14 protein-coding genes are annotated in these 13926 nt (G+C 26.3%); 11 read left to right on the forward strand and 3 right to left on the reverse strand.

Annotated features, from left to right (window positions below):
- From RWY47_RS04930 to RWY47_RS04940, 3 genes are all read right to left on the reverse strand, one after another.
- A partial coding sequence (locus tag RWY47_RS04930; RefSeq protein ID WP_316030259.1) for a MurR/RpiR family transcriptional regulator occupies positions 1 to 790 on the reverse strand: 790 nt, incomplete at its 3' end.
- Between the two features lie 99 nt (positions 791 to 889).
- Entirely contained in the window at positions 890 to 1534 is a 645-nt protein-coding gene (locus tag RWY47_RS04935; RefSeq protein ID WP_021431273.1) for an N-acetylmannosamine-6-phosphate 2-epimerase, read from the reverse strand.
- 19 nt (positions 1535 to 1553) lie between these two features.
- Complete coding sequence (locus tag RWY47_RS04940) at positions 1554 to 3044, reverse strand: PTS transporter subunit EIIC (protein WP_021431272.1); 1491 nt, start codon at positions 3042 to 3044, stop codon at positions 1554 to 1556.
- A gap of 341 nt (positions 3045 to 3385) precedes the next feature.
- Between RWY47_RS04940 and RWY47_RS04945 the strand changes: the two genes are divergently transcribed.
- From RWY47_RS04945 to RWY47_RS04995, 11 genes are all read left to right on the forward strand, one after another.
- Complete coding sequence (locus RWY47_RS04945; protein WP_021431271.1) at positions 3386 to 4054, forward strand: response regulator transcription factor; 669 nt, start codon at positions 3386 to 3388, stop codon at positions 4052 to 4054.
- Complete coding sequence (locus RWY47_RS04950) at positions 4051 to 5058, forward strand: sensor histidine kinase (RefSeq protein ID WP_224170303.1); 1008 nt, start codon at positions 4051 to 4053, stop codon at positions 5056 to 5058. The genes RWY47_RS04945 and RWY47_RS04950 overlap by 4 nt, the downstream gene beginning before the upstream one ends.
- Positions 5059 to 5202: 144 nt before the next feature.
- Positions 5203 to 5586, forward strand: a complete 384-nt coding sequence (locus RWY47_RS04955; RefSeq protein WP_021431269.1) for a GntR family transcriptional regulator — start codon at positions 5203 to 5205, stop codon at positions 5584 to 5586.
- A complete protein-coding gene (locus tag RWY47_RS04960; protein WP_224170304.1) occupies positions 5586 to 6698 on the forward strand; it encodes a DUF1648 domain-containing protein in 1113 nt (370 codons plus the stop codon). Before RWY47_RS04955 ends, RWY47_RS04960 begins: the two co-directional genes overlap by 1 nt.
- Positions 6699 to 6844: 146 nt before the next feature.
- Entirely contained in the window at positions 6845 to 7522 is a 678-nt protein-coding gene (locus RWY47_RS04965; protein WP_150885436.1) for a response regulator transcription factor, read from the forward strand.
- A complete protein-coding gene (locus RWY47_RS04970) occupies positions 7512 to 8753 on the forward strand; it encodes a sensor histidine kinase (RefSeq protein WP_316030260.1) in 1242 nt (413 codons plus the stop codon). The genes RWY47_RS04965 and RWY47_RS04970 overlap by 11 nt, the downstream gene beginning before the upstream one ends.
- 110 nt (positions 8754 to 8863) lie before the next feature.
- Positions 8864 to 9628, forward strand: coding sequence for an ABC transporter ATP-binding protein (locus RWY47_RS04975; protein WP_224170306.1), 765 nt, complete (start codon positions 8864 to 8866; stop codon positions 9626 to 9628).
- Complete coding sequence (locus RWY47_RS04980) at positions 9618 to 11630, forward strand: FtsX-like permease family protein (RefSeq protein ID WP_224170307.1); 2013 nt, start codon at positions 9618 to 9620, stop codon at positions 11628 to 11630. Before RWY47_RS04975 ends, RWY47_RS04980 begins: the two co-directional genes overlap by 11 nt.
- Positions 11631 to 11747: 117 nt before the next feature.
- Positions 11748 to 12974: an aminopeptidase P family protein gene (locus RWY47_RS04985; protein WP_021431263.1), complete on the forward strand. Its 1227-nt coding sequence runs from the start codon at positions 11748 to 11750 to the stop codon at positions 12972 to 12974.
- 158 nt (positions 12975 to 13132) lie between these two features.
- The gene (mscL, locus tag RWY47_RS04990) at positions 13133 to 13555 is read left to right on the forward strand and encodes a large-conductance mechanosensitive channel protein MscL (protein WP_021431262.1); all 423 of its coding nucleotides are present in this window, start codon (positions 13133 to 13135) and stop codon (positions 13553 to 13555) included.
- Between the two features lie 151 nt (positions 13556 to 13706).
- Positions 13707 to 13926 (forward strand): hypothetical protein (locus RWY47_RS04995; RefSeq protein WP_316030261.1); only part of this gene is annotated, 220 nt, incomplete at its 3' end.

Raw genomic sequence — 13926 nt, forward strand, 5'->3', positions numbered from 1 at the left:
TTATTGCATCAATTGTTATTTGCATTTTTTCTTCTAGTTTTTGATCTTCTAGTAATACTGTAGAAATTAAGTCTAGAAGATACATTGTAGAAAACTGAGAATTAATAAATTTATGCATACCTGTAAAACGTGTGTTATACACTTTTAAAATTATATCAGAAAACTCAGTTATAGAGCTTTTATCAAAGCTAGTAATACAAGCTGTTTTTGCTCCATTTTTTTTGGAGACCTTTAAAGCATTTACAACTTCCTTTGTTTCTCCTGATATAGATAGACCTAAAACAAGGTCCCCAGGACACGCTATTGAACTGTTAATAATCATCATATGAGAGTCAGATATACAGTGTATGTTAAAACCCATCCTAATTAATCGTTGCATCATTTCAGTAGCAGTTAAACCAGAGCTACCAACTCCGTACAGATATATTTTATTAGCATTTTTGATTTCTTCAACTATATTGAATATAGCAGACTTATCTATAAGTGAATTTGTTCTTTCTATTACTTCATTATAGTGTATATATACATTCGAAAATATATTATCACTATCTGCAGCTTCATTATCAGAAGTGCTGGAATTAATCTTCATTTTCATATCAACAAAGCTATCGCAACCAATTTTTTTAGAAAATCTAGTAATTGTAGATCCCGAAGTCCCTATTAGTTTTGCCAATTCAGTAATGTTTATATTTTTTATCATATCAGACTGATTCAAAATATAGTCAGCAATATCTTTTTCCTTATCAGAAAAGTTATTATACTTTTGTTGTATCTCGCATATAATATTCAATTAAAACCCTCCAAAAACAGTAATATACATATATAATATCACTATTTTAAAAAAAGAGATAGAAATCTAATAGATTTCTATCTCTTTATATAAGTATTTTTATAATGCTTTATTAACTTCTTCAGCAAATCTCTTAGTTATAAGTTGAGGTCTTGTGATAGCACTTCCAACTACTACAGAATAAGCTCCCATTTCTAACGCTTTTCTAGCTTTTTCAGGAGTATCAAAGTTACCTTCTGCTATAACTGGAATTTTACATTTTTCAATTAATGTAGAGAGTACTTCAAAATTATTCATATTTTTAGATTGTTCTGTATATCCAACTAATGTGGTTCCTACGAATTGAAATCCTAAACTTTCAGCTCTCAACCCTTCTTCTATAGTTGATATATCAGCCATAAATTTTTGATTAGGGTATTTATTTAAAACTTCCTTAAGGAAATTTTCACTTTGGTTTATTGTAGCATCTAATGCTATTACATGTATATTTTCTTCAACCAAAGCATCAATTTCTTTCATAGTAGGCGTAATATATGGAATCATATTATCATAATCTTGTTTTATAATTCCTATTATAGGTAAATTAACTTCGGCTTTTATTGCTTTAATATCCGCCACGGTATTAGCTCGTATTCCTACAGCACCACCTTCTTTTGCAGCTAAAGCCATTTTACCCATTATGAATGAGCTATATAGTGGTTCATCTGGTAATGCTTGACATGATACTATTAATCCTTTATTCATTTTGTTATCTCCTTAAATATTATTCTTTATCTATAATTTCATTAATTTTTTGTTTTAGAGGATCTGCCTTTGCACCAAAGATAGCTTGCACGCCACCTTTAACTTCAAGAACAGCAGTAGCTCCTAAAGATTTGATCTTGTTTTTATCTACTTTGCTTACATCTTTTACTGCAACCCTCAATCTAGTTATGCATGCATCAACATCATCTAAATTTTCTTTACCACCTAATGCGGCTAGTATTTCAGTAGCCAGTTCGTTCATAGAATCTTTAGTGATAACTTTAACTTCTTCGCTATCAGGCTCTCTACCAGGAGTAGGAACATTGAATTTAGTGATTAAAAATCTGAACGTTACATAATATAAAATAGCCCATAAAATACCTATAAATATTACATAAATCCAATTAGTTTTTTCATTTCCTTGTAATACTCCAAATAGAGAGAAATCTATTAAACCTCCAGAGAATGTATTACCTATAGATATATTTAGTATATCTGCTAAGAAAAATGATAACCCATCAAAAATTGCATGTACTACATATAGCCAAGGTGCTACAAATAGGAACATAAACTCAATTGGTTCTGTTATACCTGTTATAAATGATGTAATCGCTGCACCTAAAAATAATCCAGCAACTGTTTTTCTTTTGTCTTTAGGAACACAATGATACATAGCTAAACATGCAGCAGGTAAACCAAACATCATTGTTGCGAAACGTCCAGCAAAAAATCTTGTACCTTCTGTGAATAATCCAACATGATTTGGATCAGCTAATTGTGCAAAGAAGATATTTTGAGCACCAGTTACAGTTTTTCCTGCAACTTGAGCAACTCCACCTAATTCTGTATACCAGAATAATGGGTAAATCATATGATGCAATCCAACTGCACCAGTCAATCTTAATAAGAATCCATAAAGGAATGTTCCTATTGGGCCTAATGTAGCTATTCCATTTCCAATATTAACTAACCAACCTTGGAAAGTAGGCCAAATTAAAAAGAATAATGCACCTATTCCAATAGCAGCAAATGAAGAAATTATAGGTACAAACCTTGATCCTCCAAAGAAACCTAAAACTGCTGGAAGCTGAATATTGTGATATCTATTGTGTAAATATGCAACTAATGAACCTATTACTATAGAACCAACTACTCCTGTGTCGATAGATTCTACCGATGGATTAAATGCTCCAATCATTCCTTTAATAGAAGCGTTCATTACAAGAAAAGCAACCGCACCTGCTAATGCAGCAGTCCCTTTATCTTTTTTTGCAAGTCCAACTGAAAGACCTATACACATTATAAGAGCTAAATTACTGAATATAACATCTCCAGCAGATGACATTATTTTAAATATACCTTGTAACCAAGCGATATCTAAAAATGGATATGCTTGTACAGTGTTAGGATTAGATAGAGCACCTCCAATTCCTAACAATAAGCCGGCTGCAGGCAATATTGCGATTGGAAGCATAAATGATTTTCCGATTTTTTGAAGCTGTTTGAACATAATATCCTCCTTATTAGAAATTATTTTTAGAAATTATTAATTAATGAAAAAAATTTTCATATTTATGATTACATTATATTATAAAAAGGTTTTCATAACAATAGTAAATTTGAAAAATAAAAAATAAGGCAAGAATACATAGTTTTGTACTGTGTATTCTTGCCTTTATAAAGTTAAAATGAAGTAAAGTTTTTTAATTGAGATATTTATAATTATGATAGAAAACAAAAGAATATTCAGAAAATTAAATTATTTGTAATGTACATAAAAAAATGTAATACTTTAATAATAGTTCTATAAATGATAAACTATTAAGAAAGAACAGTTTAAGGAGGCTATAAATGAATAAACTAATGATAATAGAAGACTCTCAAATTATAAGAGAAGAGTTAAAATCATTACTTACAAGATATGGATATAATGTAATTGCTTGTGAAAATTTCGAAAATATATTAGAAGATATAGAAAAAGAAAGACCAGAACTTATATTACTAGATATAAATCTTCCTGTATATGATGGATTCCATATATGTAGAGAGGTAAGAAAAACACTAAATATACCTATAATAATAGTAACTAGTAGGGATAGTGAAATAGATGAGCTTATGAGTATGAACTTAGGTGCAGATGATTTTATAACTAAACCATACAATACTCAAATACTTCTAGCTAGAATAAGTGCCGTTCTTAAAAGAACTTACACAGATGTTAGTTCAGATGTACTGGTTTATAAAGATTTAAGTTTGGATTTATCTAAAGGTACAATAACTGCTTTTGGGCAAAGTGTTGAGTTGAGTAAAAATGAAATAAAAATCTTAGCTCACCTTATGAAAAATAAAGAAAAAATAGTATCAAGGGACGATTTAATGAATTATATGTGGAATTCAGATGTTTATATAGATGATAATACTCTATCTGTAAATATGACAAGAATAAGAAAAAAATTAGAAGAATTAGATTTAAAAGACTATATAGAAACTAGAAGAGGATTAGGATATATATTAAGATGAAACTAGTTGATTATATAAAAGATAATTTAATTTTTTTAATAATAAACTTTATGATAATATTTATATTATCTATAGGGTTATTAGCATCAAATGTTAGTTATCAACTTATCTTCTTATTAATTGTTATATGGGTAGGTCCATTTTTATCATACATGATTATTGATTTTAGAAGAAAGAAAAAATATTTTGATAATGTAATTAGTATATGTGAAAATTTAGATAAAAAGTTTTTACTATCAGAAGTTATAGAAAAACCAAAAAATCTAAATGAATATTTAATTTATGATATATTAAAAGAAACTAATAAATCAATGAGAGATAATGTTAATTATTATAAAAATATGCAAAACGATTATAAAGAGTATATTGAAACTTGGGTTCATGAAATAAAAACACCTATAGCTTCTACGATGCTCTTTGTAGAAAATAATTCAGATACGATTCCTGGCTATATAAAAGAGGAACTTCAAAAGATAGAAGATTATGTTGAACAAGTTTTATATTATTCAAGAAGTAATAATGTAAATAAAGATTATATTGTTAAATCTTTTAGCCTAGAAAACTCTATTAGAAAAGTAATAAGAAAAAATGCTAGGTCTTGTATTAATAAAAAGATTACTATCAATATAGGAAATATAGATCATACAGTTTATAGTGACCCTAAATGGGTTGAGTTTATAATAAATCAAATTGTGGTTAACTCTATAAAATATTCGAAGAATGAAAATCCTAGTATAAATTTAGACTGTGTATTGAATAAGAATAATATTGTGCTAAATATAGTTGATAATGGTGTAGGCATTTGTGAACGAGATATTTGCAGAGTTTTTGAAAAAGGATTTACAGGAGAAAATGGACGTACATATTCTAAATCAACAGGGATAGGTTTGTATGTATGTAAAAAATTATGCAATAAATTAGGACTTAATATTGAATTAGATTCAAAATTAGATGAAGGAACGACTGTAAGATTAGTATTCCCTCTAGGCGAAAGATACCTTTAGAAAATAAACTAATAAAGTGAGGATGTTATTCTTATTTTGTTAGTTTATTTTTTTAGAAAAATATTGCACGTTCATATTCTATCTGTTATATTGTTTATATAACAGATAGAATATATATCTAAAAATATGAAAGGATGTGACAACTTGATATTAAACTTAGATTTTAATAGTGATAAGCCTATTTATATACAAATACGAGAAGAAGTTATAAAATCAATTGCAAATGGAGAATTAGAAATTTATGAGTCTCTTCCGTCTGTTAGAAGTTTGGCTGATGAAATTGGAATAAACCTGCACACTGTGAGTAAGGCATATAATCTTTTAAAAGATGAAGGATATATAAGTATTGATAGAAGAAAAGGTGCAGTGATTAATAATCTTCCTATAGATAAGGATATTAACAATTTTAATCAAATTAAAGATCAAATAGAACTTTTAGTAGCAGAGAGTTATTTAAAAGGGATAGATAAAAGCGAGTTTATAGACTTATGTGAAAATTATTTTGAAAAATATGGGGTGAAAAAATAATGGGAAATTTAGCAATTTTTATTGTGATGATTCCAACAATAGTAATCATTCATCTATTAATGCTTTATGTTCAGGCTTTAAGTGGTAAAAATTATTTTTATGGAGTATACGTTAAAAATATAGAGCTAGAAGAAATTGATAAAAAGAAAATTGACAGAAGTTATAAAAAGAAATTAAATATTACTTTAGTAGTATTAGTAATCCTTGCATTACTAGGGCATCAAGTATTTAATCTTAATGAGGATATAACATTGACATTTATCTTAATATTGTATTTAATACTAGATTTTTATTATTTAAGATCTAGCTATATAGATGTAATTCACTTAAAAAGTAAATTATTGACTACATCTAGTAGTCATAAGGTTAAAGATACAAATGCAAAAACTATGTCTATAGATACTAAATTTATAAGTGAAAAATCTAAAGTTAAGAATAAATTTAAAATTTTATTTGGTATATGTATACTAATATCTTTAATAACATTTGCATATGTTGTATTTAATTATAATAGTCTACCGGAAACTATCCCAACTCATTGGGGAATAGAAGGTAAACCAGATAAATTTGCTCCAAAAACATTTAAAAATGTTTTTATGCTAAATATTTTAGATATAGCAATGGTTTTAATGTTTAGTTATTTAACAATTGAAACTATAGGATCTAGAAGTTATATAGATACTGAAAATAAAGAAGAGATTAGAAAAAAAGCTTTAAAATATTTAAGCAAAATGGGTTACGCATTTTGGATATTAACTTTAAGTATACAATTAACTATAATACCTATGCAATGGTCACTAGTTAGTGGAGGTAATATACCAACGTTAATATTTTTTATAAGTATATTTTTACCTATGATATCTATAATTTATTTAATATATATTATGATAATGATATCTACATTGAAGTCTAAAAATAAAAATTCATATATAATAGAAAGTGATGATGAAAAATGGATTTATGGATTTATATATTATAACAAAGAAGACCCATCATTTATGGTTGAAAAAAGGATTGGTGCTGGTTGGACATTTAATATGGCAAATAAAAAAAGTCAGTGGCTTTGTGTATTATTAGTTTTATTAATTATAGTTAGTATTATTGGATTTTAAAATAAAGATAAAAGGACTACAAATTTATGTAGTCCTTTTATCTTTATTTATGTTATATAAATTAATAATAAACAAAAAACTTTAAGTTTAATTAAAGGTAAAGCGTATATAATTACTATATTGATATAAACTTAGGAGGACAATTAATGAGAATTTTATTGGTGGAAGATAATGTTATTTTGGCAGATACTATAAAAGAAGAATTATCAAATCAAAACAATTTTAATGTTGAGGTTTTTAATAACGGAGAAGAAGCTTTGTATAATATAGAGAGAAATATATATGATATTATAATTTTAGATATAATGTTACCTGATTTAAGCGGAATAGAAATATTAAAGTCATTAAGAAATCAAGGCGTTAAGACGCCAGTTATAATGCTAACAGCAAAAGAAGAGTTAGATGATAAAGTTGGAGCATTTTCAATAGGGGCAAATGACTATATAACAAAACCATTTTATATGGAGGAATTAATAGCTAGAGTTTACGCAATTCTTAGAACCACAGGAGCAATATCTAGCGAAAATATATTAGAATTTAAAAGCTTAAAGATAAATTTAAATTCTAGAAAAGTATATATAGATGGAGAGGAAATAGAACTATACAAGAAACAATATGATATTTTGGAATACTTTTTAATGAATAAAGGTCAAGTTTTATTAAAGGAACAAATATATGATAGGATTTGGGGAATTGAATGTGATATTCCACTGGAAATAGTAGAGGTTCATATAAGTGGTCTTAGAAAAAATTTAGCGTGTAAAGGATATAATAAATATATAAAAACCAAAAGAGGAATAGGATATATATTTGATGATGAATAAAAATATATTAAAAAATACAAGAAAAAGATTAATTACAATAAATATGATAGTTGTAGGTATCGTCTTTATAGTATTTGCTTTATTTATATATAAGTTTTTTTATGATTTAACTTATAATGGAGTTGATAAAGACCTACAAATGCAAATGCAAAAAACTGAAAATGATTTAATTCATGGTGAAAGAAATCCAATTCCTAATAGGGATGATATTCATATGATGTCAAAAGGAAGCTTAGTATATGTGTGGGAAAATGGGACAATCATTAAGTCATATCCATACGATATTACTAACTACATGAAACCATATGAAAAAAGTAAAAAGTTAAAGGAAGGTATAATTTCTTATGAGTATGAAGGTTCAAGCTTCAGAGAGTTTAAAAAAGTAAGTGGTCCATATACTATTGAGATAATCAAACTAGTGGATATTGAAGAGGGACTTTTAGCTAAGCTTAGACATGTGCTTATAATTTCGGCGGTTATAGCTTGTGCAGTTATATTTATTGCAAGCAAATTTTTAACTAGAAAATCTTTAGAACCAATAGAGGAATCTTGGAAAACACAGGCTTTATTTGTACAGGATGCTTCTCATGAATTAAGAACTCCACTTACCATAATTTTTTCTAAAATTGAAAGTATAATAAAAAGGCCAAGTAATAGCGTTGAAGATGAGATGAAAAATTTAACAATTGTTATGAAAGAAGTGAGACGTCTTAATAAATTAGTTTCTGATTTACTAAAACTTACAAAAGAAGATGCTATCGTAACTATAAATAAATCTGAGGTTGATTTAAAATCTATGGTATATGATATAACTGAACAATATGAAGATATATGCGAATTACAACATAAAAAGCTGGAGTTTGAATATAAATCAAAAGACAAAATTATATTTAGTGATAAGGAGAAGTTAAAACAAATATTAATAATACTTATTGATAATGCTATAAAATACACAAATAATGAAGATATAATAAAAGTTACTATATATGATGAAAATACAAATATAATAATTGATGTATTAGATACTGGGATAGGTATTAAAAATGAAGATCTGTTACAAATTTTTAATCGATTTTTTAGGGCTAGTTCTCAAAGAGAATCTAATAGAGATGGATCTGGTATAGGTTTATCAATTGCTAAAGTATTAGTATCTAATTTAAACGGGAAAATATCTGCCGTATCTAAATATGGAGAAGGAAGCACTTTTACTCTTTCCATTCCTAAAAAATAGAAACTGTATTCTAAGTATTACCAAAATGTAAGTTTATTTTTTGCTTACTATAAGGCTTTTATTTTAAAAAAAGTGTAAAATAAGAATATGAGTTTCGTTAGGAGGTAGACATGAAAAATATATTAGAAGTAAAAAACATCGAAAAGTATTATGGAAATAGAGACACTATAAATAAAGCAATTGATAATATAAGCTTTAGTGTGAGTGAAGGTGAATTTATAGGTATAATGGGCCCTAGCGGAAGTGGTAAAACTACGCTTTTAAATTGTATATCTACAATCGACAATGTATCAAGTGGAAGCGTTATAATAAATGATCAAGATATTACAAAGCTAAAAATAAGAAAGCTAGATAAATTTAGACAGACAGAGCTAGGGTTTATATTTCAAGATTTTAACCTTTTAGATACATTAACTGCATACGAAAATATAGCATTAGCACTTACTATTAAAGGTGAAAAAACATCTACAATAGATAGTAAAGTTAGGGAAGTTGCTAAATACCTTGAAATAAATAATATTTTGGATAAGTATCCTTATCAAATATCGGGTGGACAAAAACAAAGGGTTGCCTCAGCGAGAGCTATTGTCACAAATCCCTCATTAGTTTTAGCTGATGAGCCAACAGGTGCTTTAGATTCGAAAGCTTCCAGGTTGTTACTTGAAAGATTTGAAAAATTAAACCAAGAATTCAACACTACTATTTTGATGGTTACCCATGACGCTTTTACAGCAAGCTATGCAAATAGAATATTGTTTATAAAAGATGGTGAAATCTTTAATGAAGTAATTCGTGGAAATGATAGCAGGAAAGTTTTTTTTAATAGGATAATAGATGTAATCACCTTGCTTGGAGGAGATGAAAATGTATTTTAAACTGGCGTTTGAAAATGTTAGGAAAAGTTTTAAAATTTATAGAATATACTTTTTAACTATGGTACTTGCTGTAAGTATATTTTATAGTTTTAACTCCATCGAATCACAACAAGCTATACTTGATTTAAGTAAATCTAAAGAAAGTTACATTGATTTACTAATTAATTCGATGGAAATTATCTCTATTTTTGTATCATTTATATTGGGTGGTTTGATACTATATGCTAACAATTTTTTAATAAAAAAAAGAAAAAAAGAATTGGGTATATACAGAACGTTAGGAATGAGTAATTTAAAAATTTCACAAGTAATAGTTACAGAGACAATAATAGTAGGTGTACTTTCTTTAGTAGTAGGTCTATTAATAGGACTTGTATTAAGTCAAGGACTATCCGCTTTTGCATCTAAATTATTTGAAGTTGATATGAGTAAATACAAATTTATAATTTCTTCAAGTGCTATTCAAAAGACTATAGTTTACTTTGGAATAATATTTTTAATAGTTATGATATTTAATGTTATCACAATTTCAAGATACAAAATAATAGATTTAGTTAATGCTAATAAGAAAGTTGAAAATATAAAATTTAAAAACCCTATTGTATACGTAATTACTTTTTTGATAAGTGCATGTCTTTTATTAACAAGTTACAAATCAGTTATTGATCTAGTACCAAATGAAATTACAAATTACATTGTTTTAAAGATTATAGGGTTTGGTATTTTAGGTACATTTTTATTTTTTTATAGCTTAGCTGGAGTATTTTTATATATAACTAAAAAGAATAAAAAAATATATTTTAAAAATTTAAATATATTTATAATTAAACAATTAAATAGCAAAATTAACACTAATTTTTTATCTATTTCGGTTATATGCTTAATGCTGTTTTTAACTATAGTAATGCTTTCCACTGGTATAGGTTTTAAAAATGCTTCAGAAAGAATTTTAATTGAGTCTACTCCTTTTGATGTGAGCATATCTTTATATGGGGATGATTATGTAAAAACTGTAGAGGAGTCTTTAAATGCTGTTAATTTTAAGTTTGATGATAACGAAAAATATGTATATTTCGACATATATGACTCTGGAGTAAAATTAAAAAATTTAATTGACAAAAAAGATTTAGTTAATAAATATATTTTAAGTGACGAATTTGATTTTTATAATATAGATCTGATAAAGATTTCAGACTACAATAATATTAGAAAATTAAAAGGTGAAAATGCTATATCATTAAAATCAAATGAGGTTATACTAAGCTCTAATAATAGAATGATTTTAGATATACTTAATAAAAATTTTGAAAAAAACAAAAAAATTAACTTATACAATAAAGAGTACAAAATTAAGAATGGAGAAATATTTGAAGAATCTCTTAAATCTTCACCCTATCTCAATAATATGTTGACATTAGTAGTTAATGATAATATAGTGGCAAATGCAAAAAGTAGGACTTCTAATTTAAATGTAAAGTTTACTAAAAATAACGAAAAGTCAGAAAAGAAATACCAATCATTACTCGATTCATTTAAAGAAGGTAAAACAGACTATAAGAAGGCTGGATTTTTAAATGGAGACACTAAACAGGAAATATACCTAAATAACAAAGGTTCAGTTACAATTGTATTATTTATAGAAATGTATTTAGGTATAATATTTTTAATTTCTAGTATGGCGATTTTAGCAATTCAACAACTATCAGAAGCTAGTGATAGTATAGAAAGATATAAAGCTATAGAGCGTTTAGGAGCTAATGAAAAGATGATTAATAAAACTATATTTATCCAGACGCTTATCTATTTTGGATTACCAATATCACTTGCGTTTATACACTCCATTATAGGCATAAAGGTTATATATACTTTTATTGAATTATTGTATAATCCAGATATTAAATACACGTTAATAAGTACATTTATTATTTTTGTAGTGGTATATTTTGCATATTTTTACACTACATATATAGGATATAAGAATATAGTAAAAAATTCAAAATAAAACTAACTTGACTATCAGGTTAGTTTTTGTTTTTGGATTTTTTTATACTATTAAAGTTAAATACAATTAGAAACTGATATAATTAAATTGAATATAGCTATTAAGGGGGAGAGTTTTATGTTTGATTTAAATCGTAAAAATCTTATTAAAAAAATGAAAGAAGAATCTTTACTTATATTATTTGCAGGAGATGCTCCTTTTAGAAGTGCCGACCAACAATATAAATTTACACCAAATAGAAATTTTTATTATTTAACGGGAATAGATGACAAAAAAGTTATATTAACTATATTAAAAACAGAAACAGAAGTTATAGAAAATGTATATGTACAAAGAGAAGATGAGCTTATGGCCAAGTGGGTAGGACGATCTATAAATAAAGATGAAGCTAGAAAGATAAGCAAGGTTAAAAATATAAAATACATTGATGAATTTGAAAGTACTATTTCATCCTACATTGATAGAAGAGGAATAAAAAACATATATTTTGATTTAGAAAGACAATCAATAGACATTCCATCAACAAAGGCTCAAGATATGGCAAATTTAATAAAAATTAAATATCCATATATAAAAATTAAAAATATATATTCTCAAATTGTTAGTTTGAGAATGATAAAAAATGAAGATGAAATAAAGACTATAAAAAAAGCCATATCTATAACTAAAGAAGGTATTATTTCTATGGCTAAAAATATAAAACCTAACATGAAAGAATATGAGGTAGAGTCATATTTTGACTTTGAAATAAAACGATTAGGAGCTTCTGCACATGCATTTAATACTATTTGTGCTGCGGGTAAAAATGCAACTGTTCTTCATTATGAAGATAATAATCAAGATTGCACAGATGGAGATTTGATTTTATTTGATTTAGGAGCAGAATACAATTATTATTGTTCAGATATTTCTAGAACAATACCTATTAATGGAAAGTTTACAGAACGCCAAAAGCAAATTTATTCAATTGTTTTAAATTGCATGAAAGAGGTTGAGAAAGCAGCGAAACCTGGAATTACGTTAAGAGATTTAAATGATATTGCAAAAAAATCTTTATCAAAGGGATGTATAGATATAGGTCTTATATCAAAAGAAGAAGAAATTGAAAAATATTACTTCCATTCAATTGGTCATTCATTAGGATTAGATACACATGATGTTTGGATAAGTGATTCAAAACTTGAGGTTGGATCTGTGATAACTAATGAGCCGGGACTTTATATAGAAGAAGAGGGGATTGGCATAAGACTAGAAGATGATTTACTAATTACTGATTTTGGGTGTACAAATCTATCAAATGATATACCTATTGAAATAGAAGATATAGAAAACTTAATGAGATAAAAGTTTAAAAGGCTTTTTAATGTATTTATTAAATTATATAAGTGCATTTTAAAGTCTTTTTTTATGCTTAGGTAAAGTGAGTTTTATGTTTTAAACAATAAATATCAGGGTATTTAATTTTGGTAATCGGTAATTATATAATCAAAGGAGAACAATTTATGAGAAAAATATTAAATGAATTTAGAGAATTTGCAGTTAAAGGAAATGTAATAGATCTTGCTGTCGGGGTTGTTGTCGGAGGTGCATTTTCTAAAATAGTTACATCATTAGTAAATGATATTATAATGCCTGTGGTTGGAATGTTAACTGGAGGTATAAACTTTTCTGAATATAAAATTATATTAAAAGAAGCTGTTGGCAAATCCCCAGCTGTTACTTTAAACTTAGGGAATTTCATACAAACAACAGTTAACTTTATAATAATATCGTTTTGTATATTTATATTTATAAAGGGATTAATGAAACTAAAAAATGCAACTCTTAAGGAAGAACTTGCTATTGAAGAAGAAAAGGCTGAAAAAATTTCTGAAGAGGTTTTACTACTTAGAGATATAAAAGATTTATTACAAAAGCAAAATTAATTTATAAAAAAGGATAAAGTTAAACTTTATCCTTTTTCTTTATAAATTTAAATTTATTTTTTGCATAAAATATGATATGATATTAATATTATTTTAGTATAAAACAATTTATAAAGTTATACAATTATGAAGGTTAAAGAGGTGGTGTAAAATGAGACAAGGGAGTTCAATAAGAAGAGCAAAATCGTTTATTTTAATATTTAGTTTAATCTATTCTATATTTGAATCTAATATATTATATCTAACTCCAATAATAACAGTATTAATTCCATATCAGTTTATGAGAAATAAAGAGGTTACAGATCAATCAACGTTAGAAAATCAAAAAACTTTAAGTAGATTATTACTGTTCAACTTTATATGTATTGAAT

Origin of the sequence: Paraclostridium sp. MRS3W1 (genome assembly GCF_032465715.1) — a bacterium.
GTDB classification, from domain to species: domain Bacteria; phylum Bacillota; class Clostridia; order Peptostreptococcales; family Peptostreptococcaceae; genus Paraclostridium; species Paraclostridium dentum.